This is a genomic window from Lacinutrix mariniflava (assembly GCF_001418015.1).
Classification (GTDB): domain Bacteria; phylum Bacteroidota; class Bacteroidia; order Flavobacteriales; family Flavobacteriaceae; genus Lacinutrix; species Lacinutrix mariniflava.
In genome coordinates this window covers 59,329-85,023 of sequence record NZ_LIQG01000018.1, presented here as the reverse complement: position 1 = coordinate 85,023, position 25,695 = coordinate 59,329, and the positions used below count along the sequence as shown (strand labels likewise).

Sequence of the window (25,695 nt, the reverse complement as noted above, 5' to 3'; positions counted from 1 at the left end):
TTAAACGATTGAAATTAAAGTTTGTTACAAAGTAATATTTAAGCTTTAGGTATGTAAACAAAAAAAGTCCTTTCATTCCATAATAACTAGGAATAAAAGGACTTTTAATTTATTGCTTATTTAATTTTAAGCACTCTCTTCCATGGTATGATATACATTTTGCACATCATCATCTTCTTCTAATTTTTCTAAAAGTTTTTCTACATCTTCAGCTTGTTCTGGAGTTAGCGCTTTATTAATTTGAGGTATACGCTCAAAACCAGAAGTAATAATTTCTAGAGAGTTATCCTCTAAATACGATTGAATTTTTCCAAAACTTTCAAAAGGTGCGTAAATAAGAATATAGTTTTGTTCTTCTCTATTTTCATCTTCGTCTGTGTCTTCAAAAATTTCTTCAACACCAAAATCAATAAGTTCAAGTTCTAATTCTTCTAAATCTAATCCTTCAGCTTTAATTTTAAAGTTACAGGTATGATCGAACATAAATACTACAGAACCAGAAGTTCCTAAACTACCATCACATTTACTAAAATGACTCCTTACATTGGCAACAGTTCTGTTGTTATTATCTGTAGCTGTTTCTACTAAAACGGCAATACCATGTGGTGCATAACCTTCGAAAAGAACTTCTTTAAAATCGCCTTGATCTTTTTCACTAGCTTTCTTTATGGCACGTTCTACATTGTCTTTAGGCATGTTTATAGACTTTGCATTCTGTATAACTGCACGTAAACGCGAGTTACTGTCTGGATCTGGACCGCCTTCCTTTACAGCCATTACAATGTCTTTTCCAATACGAGTAAATGCTTTACTCATAGCAGACCAACGTTTCATTTTTCTTGCTTTACGGAACTCAAAAGCTCTTCCCATAGTAATTTGTTTTTTTGTATTTCCTTATCCAAAATTTAAGGATTCAGAAATTTATATTTATAATTTCCGCGTAGACGGAAATCTGTTTGTTATTTATATACTGTGCTACAAATTTAAAAAAAATGTTTGGCTACAGAAATGTTTCTAGCTAAACTATAATTAAATTGGCATTAATCTTTTGGTACATGTCGAGATAAGAACTTAGATTTAGCTTCCTCCATTTTTATTAACACCTTTTGGCGGTTACTATTTAAAGAAGTGTTTACCTTGTTATAAGTGGTTCCGGCTTTATTAATTTCTTTTATTTTTTTATTATAACTGTCTATTTGTGCTTTTGTGCGCTTTTTTTCAGGCGTTTTATCAAGTGTCGTTTTTATAGTTTCAAAATCCTCTTTTAAAATTAAATAATCTGCTATTACAGGAATTTTAGTTTCAGACTCATCAATAAAGAAATTTAAAACAGCTTTATAGGCTAATATTAAACTCTTATCTGTTTTATATGAATCTGTTGTTTTTAAGATTTCTAAGCCATCTTTGGCAGCTTGATTTAAAGCATTTGCATTTTGCTGAATACCACTAACGTCGCTTTTTTCTATAGCTTCCCATAAATAGACTTCGTTAATGTAGACTTTAAAAAATATTAAATAAAGTGCGTTAGTATGGTCGAATACCTTATTGGATATGGCCATTTTCTTTCCTAAATCGTTATCACTTTCTATAATATTTATTTTATATTCTTCAGCGAAAGCATAAAAGTTTTTCTCGTACTCAATTTGCGATTCCATCATTTTCTCGTCTGCTAATTCTTGAGCTAAGATATAGGCTTCCATTAGGTCGTAAGATTGCTCTGCAACCGCTTTCATGTCAATAATATCTGCATATTCCTTTTTAAGCAAACTCTCGTTTAAACGCATATGTTTAAGCACATTGGTTTTATAATCTTCACCATTAAATCCTTTTGCTTTATCTATTTTTGCAATAGCTCGAGCTACAGTTTTAATTAAAACTTCTCGTTTTTTTGTTATGCTTCTATCGCTTTTACTGTGCGCAACGGCTTTGGTATATTTCCAAGTGTTTTTTGTAACCGTTTCTTGTTCTTTGCCAATAAACTCTAGATAATCTAGGGCAGAGCCAAAACTTTGAGCACTTGCTAAGAGTGATAATAAAAAAAATGAAGCGAAAAGTAATTTAGTAAGGGATTTCATTTATTGTTAGTTCAGGGTTATTAAATCTTTTAAAATATGTTGAGCTTCGTTAATATAAATATCTTGAGCAAGTATTTTTAAAACTGCATTATTTTGCTCTTTATCTTCTGTATTATATTCCAATAGCTCATTTGTAGATAGTGTATTTGTTATTTTAAATAGGGAAGGAGCATCTAAGTCATCTTTAAAAATAAAATCTAAAGTTGCTTTCCTTTGTTTTTTTTCTTCGGAAATACGTTCTAAAGTAAGTTTGTATTTTGGTCCTTTTTTATAAACGAGGTCGTATAAAGCTTTATTTATATCCGTAATTTTTTTGAAACTTTTATCGTTTAAAACACGTGCGTTACTTTTAGTATTAACTATTGCTATATCTAATTTTGGTAGTGGTAAATGTTTTAAAGTAACGTTGGTAGATGTGTTTTGTAAGGCGTATGGTTTATCGTTTTCAGACGTTTTAAAATTATCGTACAACGAAGGCAATTTAATATCAGGAATAATGCCAATGGCTTGATGGCTTTTGCCTGTAACACGATAGAAGGCCTCTATTGTTAATTTTGTAAAACCGAGTGACTCGTCTTCATTTATAGGCATAATGGTTTGCGCACTAGATTTGCCATAGGTTGTAGAACCAACAATTAGTGCACGGTTATAATCTTGCATTGCAGCAGCAAAAAACTCTGATGCAGAAGCACTATAATCGTTAACCAAAATAACAATAGGTTTGTTATAAAAACTACCACGTTTACGATCCCTAATTGTATAATTCTCTCCTGCTTTAGATTTAATAATTGCAACTGGTCCACGATCTATAAACATGCCAGAAAGCTCAATAGCTTCTTGCATAGAACCACCACCATTAAAACGTAGATCGAGAATTAAACCTTGAATGTTTTCTTTTTGTAGTTTGTAGAGTTCTTTCGCAATATCGGCTGTTAGTCCGCGACCATTTGGAGATTCGTAATTGGTATAAAAACTTGGGATTTTAATGTAACCGTAATTAGATTCGTCATTAATTAAATAACCTCTAATGGCATTATTTTCAACCTTTATATTACTTTTTGTAAGTTTAATATCTTGAAATGTGCCGTTTTTCTTTTTTATAGAAAAGGTTAATATTTTATGTTCCTCTTTATTAAGATACAATTCGATATCTTCGTTAGAAACGCAGTGTATTGTATATATAGTGTTTTCGTGGGAAATAGATTGTATTACATCATCTTCTTCAAATTTACCATTTTCGAAAGCTGCACTTCCTGGTATTATGTGTGCAATAGCAATCTCGCCATTATCATTTTTAGCAGTTATAATACCAAAAGACATTTGGTTTTTAGAGAGACTATTTTGATAGCTTATCTTTTCGGTAGCATTAAAAAAGGTAGAATTTGGATCGTTAACTTTTACATAGGCATTTAAAAAGGATGACTTTACAAAAGCAGCAATACCGCCATCTTTATTAAGTAACTCGGTTAATAAGCAAATTTCATTTTCTATAACTATTTGTTTAGTTTCTTGTTCTAAGCTTGTGAAATTCTTTTTTATTGCAGCAAGATCTTCTTGTTCTTCTAATAGTTTAGATATTATTCTATAGCTAATACGTTTTCGAAGTCCTTTTTCTAAAGCTGCTTCATCTTTATAATAAGTATAGAACTGTTCTGGAGTATGTTGTAATGTAAATGTACCAGAATAATTTAGTGGTTTTGTTTTTAAAGCTTGAAGTTTAGAGATGTTTAAGTTGATTTTCTGCTTTAAAACCGAGATGTATTTATTTATAAAGTTGCAACTTCCATCTTTAATATAGTCATCGAATTTTAATTTATCTTCATTGAAATTGATAATATCACTTTTAAGAAAGTAATCTTTATCAGCATCCATTTCCTTAAGAAACAACTTGTAAACAAATTTAGAAGTACTGTCGTTTAGAGTTTTAGGTAAAAAATGATTAGTATCGATGGTGATTTTAAGCGCCGAGACTTGTTTGTAAAACAAAGTATCTTCATGGCTGTAGCCAAAAAATGAAACACAAAAAATTAAGGTAACCAAGAGTAGTCTAATCATTAAGGGCAGTAAATTAGACTTGTAAAATACAAAAAAAAGTAAGTATAATCCTAGTTATGAACGTATTTACTATTCTTCTTCTTCAACAATACCTTCAATAGCTTGTGCTAGTTTTATATCTTTTAAAGTAACACCTCCGGCATCATGAGTCGTTAATTTAATATTTAACACATTGTATGTGTTAGACCAATCTGGATGGTGGTTTAAAGCTTCGCACTCAAAAGCGATTCTAGACATTGCACTAAAGCAATCTTTAAAGTTATTGAATTCATATTCTGTATGGATTGCGTTGTCTTCGTAATCCCATTCTGGAAGCTTTTCTAAGTGTTTTTCTATGTCTTGTTTTGTTAATTTTAGCATGGTGTTTTTGATTTTAATTTATTTATTTTTTTATCTCTTTTTTATTCTAAATTTACTCCCTTCCTTAAATCCATAGGGAAGGTTTGGACTTTTTATTCCAAAAGGTCCAGAACCATTATTTTTATAATAGAATTCGTTTTTATCGTCGCTATATCTCCCAGCACACGTAAGTTTAAATGTAGTTTTCTTTCTATCAGATTTTGAAACGGCTATATCAATCCAAACAGGAACTTTATCATTTTTGCATAAAATCTCAGTGACTTCTTTGTCTGTTAGATCAAAATATTTTTTACCATTATCTTCTGGGTAGATATCAAACTGCTTTAATTCAGGATTATCATGAGAAGCATTTAATTCCAAATCATACCTAAATTCAGTCCTTAAATTGTTTTTTAAATATTTTTCTGCAAATTTATAGGATGTATAACTAGCTCCTAGTAATAGGAATAATAGATCTTGCTTATTCATTATTGCTTATAATATTCATTTAATTCTAAAATAAATCTATTACCACGTTCTCTATCTTCCAGCAACATTTCTTTAAAATTATTTGCATAATGATGTTTAATTGATAATTCCTCATGATCAATATAAACTATTGGATAGTCATTATTTTCTCTTTTTTCAGTTGAATCAAAGCATAACAAACCATAATCCTGGAAATCTGCAAAGTATATTAAACCTTTTTCAATTAAAGATTCAGGTTCATATTCATAAAGAAATTCTTTAAAACCATCAAGATTTTCATCAGGTAAATGAGTATGTAAATTAACAGCAAAATCCGGGATGCTTAATTGATAAAAATGTTTGTACATTAAAAAGTAGCGATAAGAAATGGGTAATTTAATCCCAAGTATTCTTTCTAGTCTGTTTAAATCAGAATCATTAAAGACGCTTTTTATTGCTTTCCAGCCTTTCCAATCATTTTCGCAAGAAACACTAGAATCAAACATTTCTTTCGGCATATCAGGATCTGGTACTTTCATTAAAATGTCTTCTTTAGACATTTTAGCTAAAGTTTCATCTACTATTTTTTCTAACCATTCCATTTCTTACAAGTTTCATTTTTATAAAAATAAGAATACTAAAACACATTCCTACACTTTTTTCGAATGAAAAAACCTAAGACAATTCCAAAGAACAACATTAACAACCAATAATATCTATTTGCTTCAGGATGGCCTGAAATTAAATTAAAAAACATATTAAAAGTTTTTCCAGTTTCCTTATTTATTGGTTCATGATATTTACAAGAATTAGAAAAAATATGTGAAAATATAAACCCAATTATAAGAAAGGTAAAAGTTCCAATAAGAGTAGAACTTATTATTTTTTTTGATGGCTTATTTTTATACATATTTAAACCTCCAACTCCTTCAAAACAGCATCACTTTCTAATTGTAAATGCTTCGGTAATTTATTCTCTTTAGCTAAAACAGCTAAATAACGCTCTTCGTTAGTAGTGTAAACGTTTTTTAATATTGGTTTAGTAGCGCCTAAGGTTTCAATAACCTCTTTTATAAAATCGTCGTGATGCACTAAATCGCTACTTCCAAGATGAAAAACACCAGACTTATTTCTGTTAATTATATAATGAATTTGCTGTGTTAATTTAGTTTCTGTAGTAACATTCATCACCAAATTAGGAAACACCTCAATTGGCAACCCTTCTTTTAAAAAGGCTTTAATTTCTTTAATTCTAGGAGATTGTACTCCAAAAACCATTGGTAATCTTATAATTGCTATGTGCTTTTTAGGCATGCGCAATAGCATGTTTTCTATTTTAATTTTAAAATGGCCATACATACTATGGCTTAGTGTTTTGTCTAACTCGTAACTTGGAAACTTACTGTAAGCGTCGAAGACGTTAGCAGAAGATAAGAATAATAGTTTCGCATTATTGGCAATTACATACTCGCAAATATGTGCATGTGCAATAACTTGTGCCGAAAAATTACCACGAAGCGCAGAGACAATAACTGTTGGTTTTACTATTTCTAGAATTTCGAAAATATCATCTTCCAAAACATTATACTGAAAATAATGCTGATTCTTATCAAAACTATAATTATCTGTTCGGTACGTTCCGTAAGTATTAAAATAGGAGCAGAGCTCTCTATAAATAGCCTCGCCAATAAAGCCGCTAGCTCCTAAAACTAATATTCTATGTTTTTTGTCTATTTCTTGCTTCATTAAAAAAAGTAAATTCTATACGCTAAAAAATAGAACGGTTTGTCTTTGTAGTAAATTGTTCTAGTGCTTGCATTCCTATAAGAGAATTTCCTTTTGCATTTAAACCAGGAGCCCAAGTAACAATAACAAAATCGTTTGGTAATAAGGCAACAATGCCACCACCAACACCACTTTTTCCAGGTAAACCGACTTCGAAAGCAAACTCTCCAGCCTCATCATAAAAGCCACAAGTTAACATTATGGCGTTTATTCTTTTTACTTGACCTAGTGTTAAGTGTTGCATATTATTTACACATTCACCTCTGTTAGAAAAGAGATAGAACGCATTAGCGAGTTGCTCGCAAGTCATTTCTAAAGCACATTGGTGGAAGTAAAAATCTAAAACAACATCGACATCGTTATTAAGATTATTGTAAGATTTTAAAAGGTTTGCTGCTGCATAATTTTTAAAACCTGTTCTTTGTTCTGATGCTGCTACGTCTAGATTATAATCTATAGTTTGATCTCCAGAAATGCCTCTAACATAATTTAAAAAATCTTCTTTAGGATTTTTAAGATGTGTAACCAAAATATCTGCAACTACAATTGCACCAGCGTTAATTAATGGATTTCTAGGAATTCCTTTTTCGTGTTCTAATAAAGATAAATGATTAAAAGGATTTCCAGATGGTTCAACATCCATGCGCTCCCAAATTTTATTATCCTCAAAAGCAAGTGCTTTAGATAATGCTAAAACTTTAGATACACTTTGTATTGAGAAAGGAACATTCCAATCTCCAACCTGGCAACTATTACCGTTTACAGGTTTTATATAGATACCAAAACTAGAAGCTTTTTGCTTTGCTAGTTCTGGTATATAAGAAGCTACAACACCTCTTTCTGTTGTGCTTTTTAAATTGTTATGTATGTCTTCAATAACGCTTTGGAAATCGATCATAAATATGTTTATCCTTTATAAAAAGGTAGTTTTACCACAGTTGCTGGCACTGCGTTTTTACGAATTTGAATATTAATTTTACTATTAACATCTGTAAAAACCATTGGTACATAACCTAAGCCAATACCTTTTCCTAACATTGGAGACATAGTACCAGAAGTGACTACACCTATTTTTTTACCTTGGCCATCTACAATATCGTAACCTTGTCTTGGAATACCACGTTCGTCAAGTTCAAAAGCAATTAGTTTGCGCTCTACACCAAGACGTTTTTGGTCTTTTAAAGCTTCAGAATTTGTAAAGTTTTTAGTAAATTTTGTAATCCATCCTAAACCTGCTTCTAATGGAGACGTTTCATCGGTAATATCGTTTCCGTAAAGGCAATATCCCATTTCAAGACGTAAAGTATCACGTGCAGCAAGACCAATTGGTTTTGCACCAGCTTCGGTTACTTTATCCCAAATTTGTTTTACTTCGCTGTTTTTACAGTAAATTTCAAAACCGCCACTTCCTGTATAACCAGTTGCCGAAATTATTACATTCTCGATACCTGCAAAATCACCAACTACAAAGTTGTAGAATTTAATTTCTGCTAAGTCATGGCTTGTTAATACTTGCATTTTTTCTACAGCGTTAGGACCTTGTATTGCTAAAAGCGAATACTCTTCACTTAAATCACGCATGGTAGCATCTACATTATTTTTAGACGCTATCCAGTTCCAATCTTTCTCGATGTTACTAGCATTTACAACTAGCAAATATGTTTCTTCCTTTAATTTGTAGATAATTAAATCGTCTACAATACCACCATCATCATTAGGTAAACAAGAATACTGTGCTTTCCCTATGGTTAATTTTGAAGCATCATTACTAGACACCTTTTGTATTAGTTTTAAAGCATTAGGTCCTTCTATTAGAAATTCTCCCATATGCGAGACATCAAAAACACCACAATCTTTTCTAACTGCTTCGTGTTCTATATTTACACCATCGTATTGTACTGGCATGTTGTAGCCTGCAAATGGTACCATTTTAGCACTTAGTGCTTCGTGTGTTGTTGTTAATGCTGTATTTTTCATTGGTAAAAGGTTTATTCTTTTCGTGTAAACGAAAATCTATAGTGTTTTGTTAATGTTGATTTGTTGAACAAAAGTATTGAAAATTATTGAGTTCATTTTATAGCAATCACTTTAATAATTTGTTAATTTCTTAAGCTCAATTATTATCATTAATTTTCAACATAATTAATATAAATATAATCCTTAATGAAGCGATTTTTAGTACTACTTTTATTTTTTATCGGCTCGACAGCTTTATTTGCTCAACAGACAAAGTCTTATCAACAGTTTACAAGTCGTTTTGTTTTAGTCGATTCTATAACTATTGACACTAAATATAATAATGGTTTTAAAAAGGAATCGGGAACTAAACTTGTTTATCAATATCAAGATTATATTTATGAGTTTATTGCTGGTAAATATCGACAATATGATAAAAGAGGAAATGTAATTACCGATTCTGAATTTGATAATTTCGGTAACTACTTATCTTATAAATATTCTGATAGTAGCGGCAATATAATAGAAGAATTCGAAATAAATAAAATTAAAGTAAATACTAATGATGTAGATGATTTTATGAAGGACACTTGGAAGTTTACAGACGTTTTTGGTTATAAAAAACTATACAGTTACTCCTATAAACTTTGTGTAAACTATTTAAAAAAAGAAGGTCCAATTAAAAATTTAAATAAGATTGGTCTTTGGAAAATTTATGACGAAAAAGGCAACTTAAAGAAAGAGAAAATCTACAAATGAAAGTGAAACACTCATTTACAATACTTATTCTTGTTTTATTTATGTTTTCAGCATGTAAAAATGAAAGCAATCCGGGTTTTATAGGCTCTGTAAATAAGGAGAATCAATTTGTGCCAATAGAAGGTTTCATTAGTTTTAAGTTTAAAACAGAAGATAGTTTAAACTTGGTTGTTGCAAGGCTTAATCGTCAAAATGAATATTGCTCTTTACATTTATACTTAGAATATAAAAATAAAGTAATAGATAAAATATCTTTACCTAAACTCTTAAAACAGTGTAATCCTGACGTGGTTTTAAAACAAGATTTTAAAGAAGTAAAATCGGTAGTTTTTCCTGAAGTTAAAACCGAAGTTGGCTTAATTAGTTTTAAGCTAGCCAATGGTTCTACTTACGATTTGCTTGTTGGACAAAGCAATAGAAAATTATTAAAACTTGAAGAAACAATAACGTTTCCTAAAGATATGTTACTGAAGAATACTTTAAATATTAAAGACACTTTTTTCACCTTAAATACGTCTATAATTAATAAAATTTCTAATACCGAAATATCCAACACAACTAAAAAATTAGAAATTATAGGTAATGGAGTAGTAGCAGAACAAAAAACGTTTCCAATAACTAATACAGTGTTTAAACATGTTTTTAAAAAGGATAAAAATTATACTTATAGTATTGAAAAAACGCTATTAAATAGGAGAGAAAGCGTGCATAAATCGATACTTAGAAAACAAGGTGTTATTGTTGACACCAACATACTTAAAACGAAAGAAAATTATATAGAAATACTCTATGCGGTAAACAAAGTTAAAAAAAATTACACCAATTTTTCTATTGGTAACGTTCAAGAATTAGTAGAGATTACCAATGATGGCTTAGGAGAAACTTGGGATGTTTACGGTTACAGTAACATGCTTTTTGGTTACACAAGCAATAACACATTAATTAACGAATTGTATACGGAAAGCGAAGGCGGAAACACCGAAAGCGATTTTTCAGGCAGTTACCAAGCCGACGAAACCTTTAATATTCCAACTGCTAATACGGGTTTTAATAATAGATTAATTATTACCAAAATTGGTAACGAAACGGTTTATAATGTTGAAAAGGACGATCAAGAAGGTAAAACGACTCACGTTTATAATATTGATGAAGTCTACGATTTTAAAGATGTTAAATTTACTAAAGACAGCGTAACTGGTTTTGAAGCTTATGTAGATGCTAAAAACGGATTGTCTGTTAGAGAAAAACCAGGTTTTACAGAACGTATAGATAAACTAGATTATAATACTCGAGTAAAAATTATTGCAAGATCTAAAATAGATTTTAAACTGAAAGAAGCAAATAATAAAACCGTTACTGGTCGTTGGTGTAAAATTCTATACGATATCAATAAAACAGGTTATGTTTTTGATGGGTATTTGAGGAAGATTTAATATTCTTTTTTAAGTTGGATCGAAGTTCTATAACGGATTTGTATATGGGAAGCAGCAGTTTTATATGTGCCATTTTTCAGTTTAGAACAAAAATAGCAAAAAAGAACAAAACTTAAAGTTTCACTCTCAACTGCTATTTTTTATATACATGGTTGTGGTTCGTTTTTCTTTTAATACTCAAATATTAATTCACCTTTCATACTTGATTGAAATTTAAGATATTTTCGGTGCCGTACAGCTTCTCCTGTTTTTAAATTTCGATAAGGTAACCAATCTGTTATTTTTTTTGAAATTTTTAAGATAACTGACTCAAAATTATTTTCTGGTTTTCGATATTGTTTGTTTATAAGATAATTTAAGCCGAAAATACTATCTATAATTTTATATTTAATTGGCTCTAATTTATAATGTAAGTTAGCATTAATTAATTTGCCTTTTTCGTCTATATCCACTATTACAATGGAAAATTGTTTTTTTTCTATTTTATTTTTTTTAAACATACTAATAATTGAATCAACATTTGTTATAGGTTTTGAATAGCTAAAGCCTTTTTCTTTTTCTAAGATGTAATTATTTAGATTAAACTTTTTAAAATTTTCTAAAATTGCCAATTCTTTTGTACTAATTGGTTTATTAGTAATTCTCTTAGAATTTGAGCACATTAAACTAAATTTATAAGAATTATCTTCTTTCTTTACATAAAGTAAAAGGGATTCATATTTATCAATAAAAAAATCACAAGAATTTTTGTTATAATTATGCTTTGAACGAAAAGGAAATTGGAATTCTTTGGGTAGACTATCTTTAATTTTATAATGATTTATAACTTTTACTGTTATCAAATATGAAGATAAATCATCACTATAAACCTTTTGGGTAACTTTACCTTTAAATACATACTCGGAATTATAAAACTCTAAAGCAATTTTAGGTTTTTCACAATCACAAGCCAGTACATAGTTAGATGTAAATAAAAGAATAAATAATATAAATATAGTTCTCATAGTTCTTAAAGTTGTTGTATAATATATTCCAAAAACTGTACCAATTAATTTAATCATAACAATTTTTACTTAAAGTATTTAGCTTAGCTAGATATACCGATTTTAAATAAGAATTAACCGTATTTGACGGTATTATTTGATTGTAAGCGTCAGTATTGTGCAATCCACTTAAACTAAGATAGTGATATAAACTAGACCAATTAAAGATAGTATTTTCGGTCAATGGTCCGTTACTTGCTTCAGATAAAATTAAAAAATCAAATCCATTTAAAACTTCTTGTTGATTATCAGGAATAGAACTGTCTTTAACTTCTGATAGTATTTGTATCATTGTTGGTAGCATAAAGTTAATCATAAAATCATGTTGATCTTGATTTTGAGAGCATGTATTTTGGAAATATAAATCAATTAAATTTTCAAATTTAGATTCATCTATTTGTGCAATAGCACTACCTTGATCGCAATCTAATATTTTAACATATAAATATGCATGAATAGCTTCGTGCAAGATGGTTTTTATTATTTGAAAAGGAGTTCTTGAATTTGAACCACTTAAAAGATTTGAGTTTATTTCTATTTGTAGTTCTATGCTTTCGAGGTTTCCTGAAGAGTCTAAATTATAATTTTCTCTCCTGCAAACACCATTAACAGATTCTCCATCAATAATTAAACTGTCAGTTACTTTTATTTTTACATTCATTTCTTTACTCTCACCAAATGTATTTGTAAACAAGTTTTTGAATGACGGAGAAGCTGTTAGCTTATTATAAATACACATAAATTTCTCATTAGCTTCTACATTAGAAGTGTCTATGTTGTCACAAGAATCTCTTACTAAACTTAAATCGACATTAAAGGGAGAATTTGCGCTGTATGGTGCGTTAAAATCTTCGTTAGATAAAGAGCATTCATAATCAAACATTTCAGGACAATCTCTAGTACAAGGTGTTGGTACAGTAATATTTGGATTTGTTGTGTCGCCAGTACCACCAGCACCTCCATGTCCATAGTTTCCAGTGCTAGGGTTTCCGTAATCAGGAATAGGAGTTCCACCATATCCAGTTGAACCACCTCCGCTACCAGCAGCCGCACTACAACCAAACGAAGCTTGTTGAGCTAATGCGTATCCAGGGCACTGGTGGTTTGAGCTATCATAACCTCCATTGTGTAATGGGTTATTGTAGCCACATATTTCGAGAAAGATTGTTGTACATGGTATGTCTTTGTTGAAAATACCGCTACTAATACCATCATCATTAATAATAGTAGCACTTGCATTATTAGAAAAATTAATAGATATACCATTACTAAAATCTTGTTTTTCTTGTAATGTTGTATTATATTTAATAAGAGATATTTTATAATTCCCATCTGGTTGTAAAGATAACAATAGATTTTCGATATTAGGAGTTATAGAGTCTCTATAGATATTAAAAGTATAAGAATGGTAAGTACTATCTACTTCTATATAATTAGCAAAATCGGTATTAATATAAAAGTCATATTCACTTGAATAGACCATTTTGTTTTGTAAGGAAGCAGTTCTATTTTTATTAATAGTTGTTTTTAATTTATTAAGTTTATTGCTTAATACTTTGTTTTTGAATATTTCTGCTTCTCCAATTTTAGTGATAGAAAAAGGTGAATACTTTTTAGGTAATAGATTCGCATTAGTCTGTAAATCGTCGTCTTTTTGGCAGGCAACGAGGAACAAGGATATTCCGAAAAGAAGAATTCCGAGTTTTAAAAATGTTTTGAGTTTTTGTTTTTTCATAAGTACAAATAGGTTTTTAAAGTTAGTAAAAAAAGTTGATGGTTAGCGCGAAAATTAACCACAGCGTATTACCTGATATGAAATCGTTTTAATGTTTTATATCAACAGTTATATAACTTCGGATTTAGCGGTTTTTTTTCACAAAGTCAAGTTTCTAGTTATAAACAAAAAGTTTAAATTTTTAGAAAAAAAATAACTTAAGAAAGTGTTTGATATAGTCTAAAATAAAGCAGAATTATTTAGAATTAAGTTGTTGAAAAAAAGTATTTAACTGTCTTGTTCAAAAATAATATTTCTTTCGGTATTTTTCTTGTATGCATTCTTTTCAATAAACGCAGTGTTAGCAGTTGATCGATAATTTTTACTTTCTGGGTTAAACATATATTCGAGTTGATGCTCAATCATTTTTTCAAAAGGTAAAAGGAAGTCTTTTGTTTCACACTGTTCTACACCACCTTTATTAAGTAGATTTAAGACGGTATAAACCGACTCAATAGTACTAAGACAAAGCGGGTCTGGCTGCTGCTTGATAATAAATTTTGATTTTATTTTATTATCAAAACTCACTCTTTTTAGTGTTTGCAAGTTCTTACTTAGTTTTAGCATTTTACGAGCACAAGGCCAAGTACCGTCCAAAATAAAAATGTATGGATTATTACCCATAAAGGCATGTGTTTTTGCACTTTTTCGTGTAGATAAATTAAAATTATCTTTTCCTGGATACAGTAAGAAAGAAGTGTTTTCTGTATTAGTTAATATTTTATTTACACGACTATTAGTAGTGAAATCGACACCAACTATAATTTCAGAATTTTCAAGTTGAAGCTTAGTCATGTGTCCTGTTCCGTTTTTTTCTTTTTTATACTCCTTTGGGTGCATAAGAATAATAAAACGCGTATTAGTGTGGAAAGGACGAATGTGTTTACAAATACATGTGCTTTTAGGACTCATACATTTGTAACAGGTTATTCTATGATTCTTTATTTCTTCTTGCAAAGTTACTATTTCTGTAGTTTTATATTTGGATATAGCTGTTTAGCAATGGCTAATGCTTTTTGTATGGGCACAAACATAAAACTTATTATTAACCTTAAAATAAAAAAAGCTTAATTATTAGCAAATGTCTTGCCTTTTTATTTGAAGAATGTATTTATTTACAAAGATGAGAGTGTATATTCTATTGTTTAGATTTTTCTATTTCAAAGGTTTTGCCATTCCATTTTAATGAGATGTTGTAGTTAATGCTATTTTCATCAAAATCTTCTAACATAAATGTATTAAAACGAGCTGTGATTTTTAATGTTTCATAATCTAAATGAAAATATACTTGTGCATCGTCACCCGATATGCCTTCAATTTGATTGTTTTTTTAAAAAAAGTCTTTAGCATATACACGCGGTACTAAATCTATTTTCTCTAAGGTGTTATTAGTATTCGTTTTCCAAGTTTCTAAAACTATTCTTTGTTCATTTTCTGTATAGGAAGCTAGTATTAATGAGTTGTCATTGCTTTTTAAAAGAAACAAACTAACTTTAGACGATGGGTATTTGCATTTAATAGTTAATAGTTTGTCATTTTTAGATGAAATTTCCCAAGTCTCAGATGCTCCATGTTTTACCAAATTATCTATTTCTCCAAGAGAGATACCTTCTGTAGTATTATCAAAAAGGGCTATAGGAGCAATGGCTAAAAAGTCGGGCAATGTGTTTTTGCCATAAGACATTAAACTTATAAGCGTTATTAGAATAAAAGTAATTGTTTTGGGCATCATTTTTTAGGTATTAAATACGGGATATAGAGGTAGTGTTTATTGTCTAATTTTTCAATAATACTGGTTATCATTCAGTTTGAGGAACATAAATCCAAGCTTTTTTACCAGAAACAAAAGCTTCTAAAATTCTTTTATAATCGTTTACTTCGTATTTATCAGTTTCTATAAGTTCATTTTCCGTAATTTCGAAAATAGTACCTTCAACCGTGTCACTTGTATTATTCGTTTTCAAGGCAATAGGATGGTATTCTTTTCCACTAGCTTTTAATACTTTGGCATCTGTAATTTTTAGTTTATCGAGTTTGTATTCTTTTAAACTATCTTTTACACCAGCAAGTAAACGCCCATAATTTTCAATTTGCACATTATCTTGTTGTAATGTACCATAAGAAAATAGGTTATGTTTTTTAAGGCTCATAATAGATATAATTATGTTTAGTTAGGAGCGGTACTAGCACCAAGAGTCCCATTTTTAAACCAAACTTCAGCATAACAACCATTGGCATATTGTTTAGGGATATCACCATTATAAGTTTCAGAACCAGTACTCCAAACTATGTTTTTTTCAGGATCTTTTCCATTGGTTTGGTTATAAGCGCCTTGTTTAAAATATTGCATTTCTCCTGCATAAGCACTGTCGCGTTCTACACCATCACGACCTATAGAAGCATATAATGATAGTATTTGTTCTGGAATATCTGAACGCGTTGCAAAATCTGATTTTAATAAGTTTTTGGTGAACTTTACGGTATCATGACCTTCGCTTGTAAAAGTAAGATACATTATGCCTTTATAAATATTTACTTCGTAGCTAAACTCTTCTCCTAAAGCAATACCATTTTCTGGTTCTTCAGGATATGTAGTTGGTGTGGCACCTACCACAGATATATCGTTTCCCCAAACAGCAGTAGAGTAGTCCCACCTTTTAGAGTTATCACCTTCGGTATTAATTTCGTAATTCCAGAAAACAGAACCTTTAGTATGCCCAGGAAATTTTTTATAAAAGATTTTTAGCGGTTCATTTTCATGTCCTTCATCACTATGAATTTGTCCAACAACAACAGAATAAGAAGCAGCAACTCTTGCATCTCCAGAGGTTGAAACATGTTTTACTTTTAAAGTACCGGTTAATTTACCACCAGTTTCTGGTATCCAATGTGCTTTTTGTCCTAGTTCTGTTCTTGTATTACTTGAAGTGCGCGAGGTAATACCAGAATTTGGTGTTTTATAGACTACCCAGTTTGTTTCTCCTTCTTTTTCAACATAAAAGAAATCTTTAGCTTCGTAATTTACTAAGTCTTTAGTATGAATACCATTACCTAATAAAATTTTCCATTGGTCCATAAACGGAATGACATCACTTGGATATATTGTTGATTTTGTTGTGTCTTCAGCAACTTTTTTAGGTGTATCAACACAACTGCTAAAACATAATAGAAAGCTAAAGGCTAAAAGTAAATACGATAATGATTGTGTGTTTTTAAGATTCATTTTTAATTTTTATATATTCATTTAACTTTCCCAATCAAGAGATCGATTTTTCTGTCTATCCAGTTTAACAACTAATAATTGGTCGGATATTTCATCATCTAAACTATAATAAAAGACAACCAAATCAGAATAAAAACTGATTGTTGCTATTTTGAGTAAGTTCATGATTTTCTTTAAATTATTAAGTTTAGTATTTTTTGAATCAATAATTTCTTTAAAATGAACATTTAATTCATCTAAATGATAGGACAAGTATTCAAATGTGTTTCCATTTTGGTTTTTAAAGTCGTTTGAAATAAAACTTCTATTTTGTTTATCAAATTCAGATAAATTTTCTAATGTATTTTTTATTTGATTGAGTTGTTCTTTATCAGCTCCTAACATTTCATTTAAAAAAATATTGATTTCTTTTCCATTATATTCAAGTTCTGTTTCATATTCGTCTCGCAAATTTTGAATATCAATTTCTTCTTTAAAATAAGGTAATTTAAATTTTTCCATCTTTCTAACTTAATTCTGGCTTTCAAGTTTAGTACGTTCAAATAACGTATGATATGCTACAAAATTTTTCAAGTGTTTTAGATCAAGAGCTTTATAGATTCGAATTTAATGGTTTTATCACAAAATCAACATTATTCTCCCAACAAAAGCGCTTTAATTCAATTGATATATTGAACTAAATAGATTTACTACGTGACGCATTTGTTACTCTAAAGTAAGTTTTAAGTACTGTTTCGTTTATTCTTAATGTTATTATAATTCTGTATTAAACTAAAGTTAAACAAGGTTTATTTTTAGGAATGCCTTTATTCTAGTAGTATCTTAGAATATGGAAAATATTTTAGTAGCAGGTGCAAATGGCACTACAGGAAAAAAAATAGTTAATCTTTTAAAAGAATCTCAATATTTTAACCCAATAGCTATGGTTAGAAAAGAAGAGCAAAAAGCTTATTTTGAAGCTAAGAAAGTTGAGACGGTTTTAGGTGATTTAGAACAAGATGTTTCAGAAGTATTTAATACTTCGAGTAAAATAGATAAAGTATTATTTGCCGCTGGTTCTGGAGGTAAAAAAGTGGTAGAAGTAGACCAAGAAGGCGCAAAACGCTTAATTGATGCATCAAATAAAAATAAAGTAAGAAAATTTGTCATGCTTAGTTCTATGGGAGCAGATTCTCCTGAAAAAGCAGAACAGTTACAGGAGTACTTAAAAGCAAAACACAATGCTGATGAGTATTTGAAGTCTAGCGGTTTAACTTACGCCATTGTTAGACCGGGTTCTTTAACAAATAATGAGCTAACAAATACTATAGAATTAGAAGAGAAACTTAATAAAAGTGGTGAGATTAGTAGAAATGATGTAGCCCAAACATTAGTACGTACACTTAATGATGATGTTGCAAATAATGCCACATTTGAAATAATTAAAGGAAATACTGCAATTGGTGAAGCTTTAAATAAAGTATCTAGTATTAAAGCTTAAGTAAAGGTTTAATAACAATAATAATGAATTGTAGCTACCTATTTTGGTAGCTACTTTTTTTTATAAATGAATTAATATACTGCATTATTAATTTCTATCCAATAACCATCAGGATCCTGAAAATATAACTGTTGTAAACCATCGTTACGAACATAGTCTTTATTTTCTGTCCCAATCCAATCTGAGTATTCAATATTTAAACTTTGAAGGTGTTTAGTAACTAAATCTAAATTTGGAGTCGATAAGGCAAAATGAACAGCTTTATTAGTTATAACCTCAAGTTTTGGTCTCGGTATAAGGTGTATTTGTTTGCTATCTGTTAAAGCAAACCATCTTGTTTTAGAGCTTGAAGCTGTATTTTTCACCTCTTCAAGCTTTAAAACTTTTTTATAAAAAAGAGCAGATTGGTCTACATCTTTTACAGAAATAGCAACATGATCTAATGATAAAGTAAACATAGTATTTAATGAAAAAAATAGATTTTATTAAAAGATTGATTTATGCTTCTAAAAGAGATTAACTTAATAAAAATGATTTTAAACCATCGTAACTATTAATTTTAGTTGCTTCTTTAGTTCCTCCCATTACAGATTGTATTTGTGCTGGTAATGGTTGTTTTTCTTTAATGACTTCTTCAACAACATCTAAAAACTTAGTTGGATGTGCTGTTTCTAAAAACACGCAATGTGCATTTGGATTGTTTTCTAAATAGGCTTTAGAACCTAAATAACCAACTGCGCCATGAGGATCTGCAACGTAGTTATAGTCGTCTTTAATTTCTTTTAAAGCTACTTTTGTTTCAGCATCACTAAAACTATAAGAAGACAAGTTATTTTTTAAGGCGTTGAAGTCATTTTTATAGATTTCGCGAATTCTAATAAAATTACTTGGGTTACCAACATCCATTGCATTACTAATCGTTTGTACAGATGGTTTTGGATTATATTCTTCGGTTTGTAAATAGTTTGTGACCACATTGTTTTCGTTGTTAGACGCTATAAAATGTTTGATTGGTAAACCTAATTGTTGTGCCATCATTCCTGCACAAACGTTACCAAAGTTTCCACTTGGCACAGAGAATACAATCTCTTTTTGCGTTTTATGTAACTGTTTATATGCAAACATAAAATAGAAGAGTTGTGGTAACCAACGTGCAACGTTTATAGAATTTGCAGATGTTAATTGCATTTTACTAGTTAATTCTTCGTCTAAAAAAGCACGTTTTACCATATCTTGACAATCATCGAATACACCATCGACTTCAAGTGCTTTAATGTTTTGACCAAGCGTTGTTAATTGCATTTCTTGAATATCGCTCACTTTTCCGCTAGGATAAAGAATTACAACATTAACACCTTTAACACCTAAAAAACCATTAGCAACAGCGCCTCCGGTATCTCCAGAAGTGGCAACTAAAACAGTAACTTCGTTTGTATTGTCTTTATTAAAATAACCTAAACAACGTGCCATAAAGCGTGCACCAACATCTTTAAAAGCCATTGTTGGTCCATGAAACAACTCTAAAGTAGAAATGTTATCGTTAAGCTTAACCACAGGAAAATCGAAAGACAAGGTTTCTTCTACTATTGTTTTTAAAACAGCTTCAGGAATATCTGGACTCACAAATTGTTTAATCGCTTCAAAAGCAATTTCCGTATACGTTAAATCATCTATATTATCGAAAAACGATTGTGGTAATGGCGTTATAGTTTCAGGAAAATACAATCCTTTATCTGGAGCCAAACCTTTTATAACGGCATCTTTAAATGTTGTATTTGGTGCTTTTTTGTTTAGAGAGTAGTAATTCATTCTATTTTATTGTATGATGTCAGTCTGAGCGCAGTCGAAGACCTTATGGTGTTCTAAACTTTAAAGCACTTCGACTGCGCTCAGTGTGACAATTTGCTTGTTATAATATTTTCATGCCTTGTGTATTAATCTTAGATACGTAAGTATTAAAATTAATATCTGTGTTTTTGTATATTTTTTTCATCGCTTCTTCTACAGCTTCAGCAGTATCTTTTCCTTTAGATAATGCAAAAATAGAAGGACCAGAACCCGAAATTCCAGCACCTAAAGCGCCTGCTTTTATAACTTCGGTTTTAACCGAATTAAAATGTGGTATTAATTGACTTCTATAAGGTTCTACAACAACATCTTCTAAAGATTCGCTTAGTAAACTGTAATCTTCAGTATGTAATGCATGTACTAAACTTCCAACATTAGACCATTGTGTAATGGCATTTTGTAACGGAATCTCTTTAGGTAAAATAGCACGAGATTCAGATGTCTTTACCTCAATTTGAGGATGTATAATAGTTACAAATAAATCTTTAGGTGTTGGTAATTGTAAGACTTTTAATGGTGTTGTACTTTTCACTAATGTAAAACCACCAAATAGAGCAGGAGCAATGTTATCTGCATGTTCGCAGCCACTTGCAACAGCCTCACCTTTCATTGCAAAATTGGTGACTTCAGTTTGGTTGTATGGTCTTCCTAATAACTCGTTTATAGCAAAAACACTTCCTGCAGCACTTGCAGAACTACTTCCAATACCACTACCTGGTTTTATGTTTTTATAAATTTCAATTTCGAAACCATAATCTGGTTTAGCATCATTATACATGGCTAATGCCGAAACACTAGCAACATTTTTTTCTGTTTCAAAAGGTAAATCGGCACCAACAATTTTGGTTATTTTTATGCCTTTTTCTTTCGTTTTTCTAATAACCATTTCATCGCCAATGGTGTCTATGCAAAAGCCTAAAACATCAAATCCGCAAGAGACGTTTGCTACTGTAGCTGGTGAGAATATTTTAATTTCGTTCATGCCTTTTAAAGAAAAGGAAAATAGAGAAAAGAGAATGAACTAAACTATTGCAGTCAATATTCTCTTTTCTTTATTCTCGGTTTTTATTTACTACCTACTTTTATAATATCTGCAAATAAACCAGAAGCAGTTACATCTGCACCAGCTCCGGCACCTTTAACAATTAATGGCTGCTCTGGGTAACGTTCTGTATAAAACATAACGATATTATCTTTTCCTTCTAGATTATAAAATGGATGTCCTTCCGGAATTTCTTTTAATCCAACTTTAGCGTTTCCGTTTTTAAACTCGGCAACGTATTTTAATTGACAGTCTTTTGCTTTTGCTGAAGCATATAACTTTTGAAAATGTGCTTCTTCAGTTTTAAGCGTTTTGTAAAAATCGTCTACAGTATCACTTTCTAAGTTTAATTTTGTTAAAAACGAGTCGTTTACTATAGATTCTATTTCCATTGCACCTCCATTTTCACGTGCCAATATTAATATTTTTCTAGCAACATCAATTCCACTTAAATCTATTCTTGGATCTGGTTCTGTATAGCCTTCAAATTGCGCACGTTTTACAGTGTCGTGAAAATTAGTTTTATCACTAAAATTATTAAACACAAAATTTAAACTTCCAGAAAGTACCGCTTGAATACTGGTAACTTTATCACCAGAACTTACTAAGTTATTTAAAGTATTAATGATTGGTAATCCTGCACCAACATTAGTTTCGTAAAAGAAAGGTGTATTGTATTTAAGTGCTAAATCTTGTAATAATTTGTAGTTACTATACGTACTAGAGCATGCTATTTTATTACACGCAACAACAGCAATACTATTTCTTAAATAGTGCTCGTACATTTTTGAAACACCTTCGTTAGCTGTGATGTCTACAAAAATACTATTACGTAAGTTAAGTTCTTTGGCTTTATCTAAAAAGCCCTCTAAACTCGATTTATCTGCATGATGAAATTTGCCTGCCCAATTATCTAGATCGATACCTTCAGCATTAAAAATCATTTTCTTAGAGTTTGCCATACCAACAATTCTAACATCGATTTTTAAGTTCTTCTTTAAATAATCGTTTTGTTGATGAATTTGATCTATTAACTTTTCGCCTACATTACCAATACCAGTTATAAAAACATTTAACTGTTTAATATTGTCTTCAAAAAAGCGTTCGTGAATAGTATTGAGTGCTTTTTCTACATCTTTTTCTGCAATAACAGCAGATATATTTCTTTCTGATGCACCTTGGGCAATCGCTCTAATATTAATATTATTTTTTCCTAAGGCACTAAACATTTTACCGCTAATACCTTGGTGACTTTTCATGTTATCACCTACTAATGCAATTATAGAGAGGTTTTGTTCTACAGTAATAGGATCTATTTTACTTGTAGAAATCTCATATTCAAAGGCTTGATTAATGGCTATTTCTGCTTGGTTTGCATCATCTTTAGAAATACCGAAACATATTGAATGTTCAGAAGACGCTTGAGTTATTAAAATAATATTAATCTTCTCTTGTGATAAGGTTTCAAATAAACGTTTTGAAAAACCTGGAACACCAACCATACCATTACCTTGTAAGGTTAATAGAGCAATGTCATTAATGTTAGTAATCCCTGTAGCAGTTGAAGATTTTTTATTGCCTTCATTAGAAATTATAGTACCTCTATCTTCAGGTTTTAATGTGTTTTTAATATGTATGGGAATGTTTAAGTCTAAAACAGGTTGTACTGTTGGAGGATAAAGGACTTTAGCTCCAAAATGTGACAATTCCATAGCTTCATGATAGCTTATACGCTCGATAGGATAGGCTTGTTTAACCAGTTTTGGGTTTGTTGTATACATTCCGCTAACATCTGTCCATATTTCAAGTTTCTCGGCATGCAATGCTGCAGCTACAATTGCTGCTGTATAATCTGATCCTCCACGTCCAAGAGTTGTAATTTCACCTAAGCTAGACTTTGAAATAAAACCAGGAAGCATTGTTACGTCTTGTGTCGATGCTTTAAAATAATCTTGTATGTTTTTATTTGTAGTTTCAAACTTAACTTCAGCTTTAGTAAAATTAGAGTTGGTAGTTATAAGCTCTTGTGTATTTTTTCTAAAAGCATTTATGCCTCTAACTTTTAAAGTTTCTGCTATAATTAGTGACGATAAAAGTTCGCCATAACTTACTAAACGATCGGATGTTTGAGGAGACAATTCATTTATTAAAAAAATACCATCTAAAAGGTTCTTAAGATTCTTTAATTTACCTTCTATTACAGCAACAATTGCTGTATTGTTATTAGGTATTAATTCTTCCAGTACTTTTAAATGCTTAGCCTTGATAGACTTGTATTCCAATTTATAATTTTTGTCATTATCCTTTGCTAAGTGACCAGCTTTAAGTAGTTTATCTGTAATACCACCAATAGCAGAAACGACACAAATTACTTTGTCTTTTTTAGAATATTCTTCTAATATTGTAATAACTTTATTTATGTTTTTTGAAGAACCTACAGATGTTCCTCCAAATTTTAGTACTTGCATTTGTATCTATTTTATAAAATTCATTTTTGAAAAGCAGTAAAAATATGCTGTAAATTGAGACGGAAGTGTATATTATTTAAAGACCCAAAAGGGTAATAATAATTGAAGTTGAAAATGTAAACATAGCCATAGTAACTTCTAAAGAAGTAGCAGGAATAATAGTAATATTTAGCGTTTTGTTATACATTTTTTCTGTGTAATACTTAGTAAATGTATTACTTTTACACTAATATCAAAACTAATTGATCATTTTTATACAATTCTGAATTTTATTCAATTTAATTTTTAATTTAAGTCCTTAAATTGCTTAAGACTGAATTATCTTGAACATTTTTTGCAAAGTATAATACCATATAAAGATAAATATGAAAATATTCTCTAAAGAACAAATTTACGAAGGCGATACGTTAACGCAAGAAAAACAAAAAATTTCCTCTACCGATTTAATGGAACGTGCAGGAAACCAGATTTTTAATTGGTTACATACTAGAATGCAAGGTGCTCAAGTACCAATTCATGTATTTTGTGGTATTGGTAATAATGGAGGAGATGGTTTAGTAGTTGCAAGACATTTAATTACACATGGCTATAACGTAAACACATACATTGTAAATTATAGTGATAAGCGCTCGAAAGACTTTTTAGTAAATTATGATCGTATTAAAAATGTTACTAAAAAATGGCCAACTTTATTAAGTTGTGAAGACGATTTTAGTGCTATAAATATTGAAGAAAAAGATATTGTTGTCGATGCAATTTTTGGAATAGGCCTAAATAGACCTGTAGATGCTTGGGTTAAAGGTTTGTTTAACTTTTTTAGAGAATCAAAAGCATTTACTTTATCTATAGATTTACCTTCGGGATTACATACAGATAAAGGCGTTGAAGACCCAGAAGCAGTGGTTAATGCAGGCTATACACTTAGTTTTCAAACACCAAAATTAGTATTCTTTTTACCTGAAACAGCAAAATATACTATGCAATGGGAGGTTTTAGATATTGGTATTGATCCAGAATATTTATCTAAGACTATTACCGAAGCCGATTTAATAGGTAAGAATGAAGTGTTACCAATCTATAAGCCGCGCGAAAAATATAGTCACAAAGGTACTTTTGGCCACAGTTTAATAATAGGAGGGAGTTATGGCAAAATTGGAGCAGTAACACTTGCTAGTCGTGCGGTGTTAGCAGTTGGAGCAGGTAAAATAACTGCTTATATTCCTAAATGTGGTTATATACCTTTACAAACGGCTTTTCCAGAAGCTATGGTGATTACAGATAAAGATGAAGAAAAAATTACAAATATAGACTTCGATATAGAGCCAACAGTAATTGGAATTGGAGTAGGTTTGGGTACGGATGCTAAAACGGCTTCTGCTTTAGAAACGTTTTTAAAGGCGAATAAAAAACCGCTAGTTATCGATGCAGACGGTATTAATGTACTGGCTAAAAAGAAGGAGTTATTAAAATTATTGCCAGAATTAACCATTTTAACACCACACCCAAAAGAATTAGAAAGGTTAGTTGGGAAGTGGAAAGATGATTTCGATAAATTAAAGAAAACAAAAGCTTTTGCTAAAAAACATAAAGTTATTGTTGTTATAAAGGGTGCCAATACAATTACCGTTTTCGAGGATAAATTATACATAAATGCTACGGGAAATCCTGGATTAGCAACTGCTGGGACAGGAGATGTTTTAACAGGAATGCTTACCGGTTTAATTTCTCAAGGTTATGATCCATTACAAGCTACGCTTTTTGGTGTGTATTTACATGGTAAAAGTGCCGATATTTTAATAGAGCAATTAGGCTACCAAAGTATTATTGCAAGTAATGTAATAGACGGTATAAGTTTAGCTTATTTAGATTTGTTTAAACAACCAGAACCGCTGCAAGTAGAACAAGCAGATACTAAGGAGCAGAAAAAATAGATCAAAAAAAAAACAA

General features: G+C 30.3%; 24 protein-coding genes. 4 read left to right on the top strand and 20 right to left on the bottom strand.

The window, feature by feature from the left end; genetic code table 11:
- Positions 1–126: 126 nt before the first annotated feature.
- From ASC44_RS03030 to gcvT, 9 genes are all read right to left on the bottom strand, one after another.
- On the bottom strand, positions 127–870 hold the full coding sequence (locus tag ASC44_RS03030; RefSeq protein ID WP_055446155.1) for a YebC/PmpR family DNA-binding transcriptional regulator: 744 nt from the start codon (positions 868–870) through the stop codon (positions 127–129).
- Between the two features lie 170 nt (positions 871–1,040).
- A complete protein-coding gene (locus tag ASC44_RS03025; RefSeq protein ID WP_055446154.1) occupies positions 1,041–2,075 on the bottom strand; it encodes a hypothetical protein in 1,035 nt (344 codons plus the stop codon).
- Positions 2,076–2,081: 6 nt separating this feature from the next.
- Positions 2,082–4,130 carry a carboxy terminal-processing peptidase gene (locus tag ASC44_RS03020; protein ID WP_055446153.1) on the bottom strand — a complete coding sequence of 683 codons (2,049 nt, stop codon included), beginning with the start codon at positions 4,128–4,130 and terminating at the stop codon, positions 2,082–2,084.
- A gap of 69 nt (positions 4,131–4,199) precedes the next feature.
- Complete coding sequence (locus tag ASC44_RS03015) at positions 4,200–4,490, bottom strand: 4a-hydroxytetrahydrobiopterin dehydratase (RefSeq protein WP_055446152.1); 291 nt, start codon at positions 4,488–4,490, stop codon at positions 4,200–4,202.
- A 30-nt stretch (positions 4,491–4,520) separates the two neighbouring features.
- The gene (locus ASC44_RS03010; RefSeq protein WP_055446151.1) at positions 4,521–4,958 is read right to left on the bottom strand and encodes a hypothetical protein; all 438 of its coding nucleotides are present in this window, start codon (positions 4,956–4,958) and stop codon (positions 4,521–4,523) included.
- A complete protein-coding gene (locus ASC44_RS03005) occupies positions 4,958–5,539 on the bottom strand; it encodes an SMI1/KNR4 family protein (RefSeq protein ID WP_055446150.1) in 582 nt (193 codons plus the stop codon). The genes ASC44_RS03010 and ASC44_RS03005 overlap by 1 nt, the downstream gene beginning before the upstream one ends.
- Positions 5,540–5,849: 310 nt before the next feature.
- A complete protein-coding gene (locus ASC44_RS02995) occupies positions 5,850–6,683 on the bottom strand; it encodes a sugar nucleotide-binding protein (protein WP_055446148.1) in 834 nt (277 codons plus the stop codon).
- Between the two features lie 22 nt (positions 6,684–6,705).
- The gene (locus ASC44_RS02990; RefSeq protein WP_055446147.1) at positions 6,706–7,620 is read right to left on the bottom strand and encodes a glutaminase; all 915 of its coding nucleotides are present in this window, start codon (positions 7,618–7,620) and stop codon (positions 6,706–6,708) included.
- A gap of 8 nt (positions 7,621–7,628) precedes the next feature.
- A complete protein-coding gene (gcvT, locus tag ASC44_RS02985; protein ID WP_055446146.1) occupies positions 7,629–8,699 on the bottom strand; it encodes a glycine cleavage system aminomethyltransferase GcvT in 1,071 nt (356 codons plus the stop codon).
- 186 nt (positions 8,700–8,885) lie between these two features.
- On the opposite strand from gcvT, the gene ASC44_RS02980 reads away from it, so the two are divergent.
- Both ASC44_RS02980 and ASC44_RS02975 read left to right on the top strand, forming a co-directional pair.
- A complete protein-coding gene (locus tag ASC44_RS02980; RefSeq protein ID WP_055446145.1) occupies positions 8,886–9,437 on the top strand; it encodes a hypothetical protein in 552 nt (183 codons plus the stop codon).
- Positions 9,434–10,870, top strand: coding sequence for an SH3 domain-containing protein (locus tag ASC44_RS02975; RefSeq protein WP_083476231.1), 1,437 nt, complete (start codon positions 9,434–9,436; stop codon positions 10,868–10,870). The genes ASC44_RS02980 and ASC44_RS02975 overlap by 4 nt, the downstream gene beginning before the upstream one ends.
- A 170-nt stretch (positions 10,871–11,040) precedes the next feature.
- On the opposite strand, the gene ASC44_RS02970 is transcribed toward ASC44_RS02975, so the two are convergent.
- From ASC44_RS02970 to ASC44_RS02940, 7 genes are all read right to left on the bottom strand, one after another.
- Positions 11,041–11,931 carry a hypothetical protein gene (locus ASC44_RS02970; protein ID WP_055446143.1) on the bottom strand — a complete coding sequence of 297 codons (891 nt, stop codon included), beginning with the start codon at positions 11,929–11,931 and terminating at the stop codon, positions 11,041–11,043.
- A complete protein-coding gene (locus tag ASC44_RS02965; protein WP_055446142.1) occupies positions 11,924–13,648 on the bottom strand; it encodes a hypothetical protein in 1,725 nt (574 codons plus the stop codon). The genes ASC44_RS02970 and ASC44_RS02965 overlap by 8 nt, the downstream gene beginning before the upstream one ends.
- Positions 13,649–13,915: 267 nt before the next feature.
- Positions 13,916–14,644, bottom strand: coding sequence for a tRNA-uridine aminocarboxypropyltransferase (locus ASC44_RS02960; protein WP_275044195.1), 729 nt, complete (start codon positions 14,642–14,644; stop codon positions 13,916–13,918).
- A gap of 373 nt (positions 14,645–15,017) precedes the next feature.
- Entirely contained in the window at positions 15,018–15,419 is a 402-nt protein-coding gene (locus tag ASC44_RS02955) for a hypothetical protein (protein WP_152973256.1), read from the bottom strand.
- Positions 15,420–15,486: 67 nt separating this feature from the next.
- Positions 15,487–15,837, bottom strand: a complete 351-nt coding sequence (locus ASC44_RS02950; protein WP_055446139.1) for a gamma-glutamylcyclotransferase family protein — start codon at positions 15,835–15,837, stop codon at positions 15,487–15,489.
- 17 nt (positions 15,838–15,854) lie between these two features.
- A complete protein-coding gene (locus ASC44_RS02945) occupies positions 15,855–16,910 on the bottom strand; it encodes a polysaccharide lyase family 7 protein (RefSeq protein ID WP_055446138.1) in 1,056 nt (351 codons plus the stop codon).
- 21 nt (positions 16,911–16,931) lie between these two features.
- On the bottom strand, positions 16,932–17,411 hold the full coding sequence (locus ASC44_RS02940) for a DUF2004 domain-containing protein (protein ID WP_055446137.1): 480 nt from the start codon (positions 17,409–17,411) through the stop codon (positions 16,932–16,934).
- Positions 17,412–17,739: 328 nt separating this feature from the next.
- On the opposite strand from ASC44_RS02940, the gene ASC44_RS02935 reads away from it, so the two are divergent.
- Complete coding sequence (locus ASC44_RS02935; protein ID WP_055446136.1) at positions 17,740–18,390, top strand: SDR family oxidoreductase; 651 nt, start codon at positions 17,740–17,742, stop codon at positions 18,388–18,390.
- A 71-nt stretch (positions 18,391–18,461) separates the two neighbouring features.
- Here the strand turns inward: ASC44_RS02935 and ASC44_RS02930 are convergent, their stop codons facing one another.
- The 4 genes from ASC44_RS02930 to thrA all read right to left on the bottom strand — a co-directional run bounded on the left by ASC44_RS02930 (position 18,462) and on the right by thrA (position 23,748).
- The gene (locus ASC44_RS02930; RefSeq protein ID WP_055446135.1) at positions 18,462–18,848 is read right to left on the bottom strand and encodes a VOC family protein; all 387 of its coding nucleotides are present in this window, start codon (positions 18,846–18,848) and stop codon (positions 18,462–18,464) included.
- Between the two features lie 58 nt (positions 18,849–18,906).
- Positions 18,907–20,199 (bottom strand): threonine synthase, encoded by a 1,293-nt coding sequence (gene thrC / locus ASC44_RS02925; protein WP_055446134.1) that lies wholly within the window; start codon positions 20,197–20,199, stop codon positions 18,907–18,909.
- 100 nt (positions 20,200–20,299) lie between these two features.
- Positions 20,300–21,220, bottom strand: a complete 921-nt coding sequence (locus tag ASC44_RS02920; RefSeq protein ID WP_055446133.1) for a homoserine kinase — start codon at positions 21,218–21,220, stop codon at positions 20,300–20,302.
- Between the two features lie 83 nt (positions 21,221–21,303).
- The gene (gene thrA / locus ASC44_RS02915) at positions 21,304–23,748 is read right to left on the bottom strand and encodes a bifunctional aspartate kinase/homoserine dehydrogenase I (RefSeq protein WP_055446132.1); all 2,445 of its coding nucleotides are present in this window, start codon (positions 23,746–23,748) and stop codon (positions 21,304–21,306) included.
- A 365-nt stretch (positions 23,749–24,113) separates the two neighbouring features.
- Here thrA and ASC44_RS02910 point away from each other — a divergent pair, with 365 nt between their 5' ends.
- A complete protein-coding gene (locus ASC44_RS02910) occupies positions 24,114–25,679 on the top strand; it encodes a bifunctional ADP-dependent NAD(P)H-hydrate dehydratase/NAD(P)H-hydrate epimerase (protein ID WP_055446131.1) in 1,566 nt (521 codons plus the stop codon).
- The last annotated feature ends 16 nt before the right edge of the window (positions 25,680–25,695 follow it).

Bases quoted from the DNA above. Each gene is read 5' to 3' on its own strand.
- ASC44_RS03020 (WP_055446153.1), bottom strand. From the start codon at position 4,130: ATGATTAGACTACTCTTGGTTACCTTAATTTTTTGTGTTTCATTTTTT.
- ASC44_RS02975 (WP_083476231.1), top strand. From the start codon at position 9,434: ATGAAAGTGAAACACTCATTTACAATACTTATTCTTGTTTTATTTATG.
- thrC (WP_055446134.1), bottom strand. From the start codon at position 20,199: ATGAATTACTACTCTCTAAACAAAAAAGCACCAAATACAACATTTAAA.
- ASC44_RS02940 (WP_055446137.1), bottom strand. From the start codon at position 17,411: ATGGAAAAATTTAAATTACCTTATTTTAAAGAAGAAATTGATATTCAA.
- ASC44_RS02965 (WP_055446142.1), bottom strand. From the start codon at position 13,648: ATGAAAAAACAAAAACTCAAAACATTTTTAAAACTCGGAATTCTTCTT.
- ASC44_RS02990 (WP_055446147.1), bottom strand. From the start codon at position 7,620: ATGATCGATTTCCAAAGCGTTATTGAAGACATACATAACAATTTAAAA.
- ASC44_RS03030 (WP_055446155.1), bottom strand. From the start codon at position 870: ATGGGAAGAGCTTTTGAGTTCCGTAAAGCAAGAAAAATGAAACGTTGG.
- gcvT (WP_055446146.1), bottom strand. From the start codon at position 8,699: ATGAAAAATACAGCATTAACAACAACACACGAAGCACTAAGTGCTAAA.
- ASC44_RS02950 (WP_055446139.1), bottom strand. From the start codon at position 15,837: ATGAGCCTTAAAAAACATAACCTATTTTCTTATGGTACATTACAACAA.
- ASC44_RS03025 (WP_055446154.1), bottom strand. From the start codon at position 2,075: ATGAAATCCCTTACTAAATTACTTTTCGCTTCATTTTTTTTATTATCA.
- ASC44_RS02935 (WP_055446136.1), top strand. From the start codon at position 17,740: ATGGAAAATATTTTAGTAGCAGGTGCAAATGGCACTACAGGAAAAAAA.
- thrA (WP_055446132.1), bottom strand. From the start codon at position 23,748: ATGCAAGTACTAAAATTTGGAGGAACATCTGTAGGTTCTTCAAAAAAC.
- ASC44_RS03005 (WP_055446150.1), bottom strand. From the start codon at position 5,539: ATGGAATGGTTAGAAAAAATAGTAGATGAAACTTTAGCTAAAATGTCT.
- ASC44_RS02920 (WP_055446133.1), bottom strand. From the start codon at position 21,220: ATGAACGAAATTAAAATATTCTCACCAGCTACAGTAGCAAACGTCTCT.
- ASC44_RS02930 (WP_055446135.1), bottom strand. From the start codon at position 18,848: ATGTTTACTTTATCATTAGATCATGTTGCTATTTCTGTAAAAGATGTA.
- ASC44_RS03010 (WP_055446151.1), bottom strand. From the start codon at position 4,958: ATGAATAAGCAAGATCTATTATTCCTATTACTAGGAGCTAGTTATACA.
- ASC44_RS02995 (WP_055446148.1), bottom strand. From the start codon at position 6,683: ATGAAGCAAGAAATAGACAAAAAACATAGAATATTAGTTTTAGGAGCT.
- ASC44_RS02910 (WP_055446131.1), top strand. From the start codon at position 24,114: ATGAAAATATTCTCTAAAGAACAAATTTACGAAGGCGATACGTTAACG.
- ASC44_RS02970 (WP_055446143.1), bottom strand. From the start codon at position 11,931: ATGATTAAATTAATTGGTACAGTTTTTGGAATATATTATACAACAACT.
- ASC44_RS02980 (WP_055446145.1), top strand. From the start codon at position 8,886: ATGAAGCGATTTTTAGTACTACTTTTATTTTTTATCGGCTCGACAGCT.
- ASC44_RS02945 (WP_055446138.1), bottom strand. From the start codon at position 16,910: ATGAATCTTAAAAACACACAATCATTATCGTATTTACTTTTAGCCTTT.
- ASC44_RS02955 (WP_152973256.1), bottom strand. From the start codon at position 15,419: ATGATGCCCAAAACAATTACTTTTATTCTAATAACGCTTATAAGTTTA.
- ASC44_RS03015 (WP_055446152.1), bottom strand. From the start codon at position 4,490: ATGCTAAAATTAACAAAACAAGACATAGAAAAACACTTAGAAAAGCTT.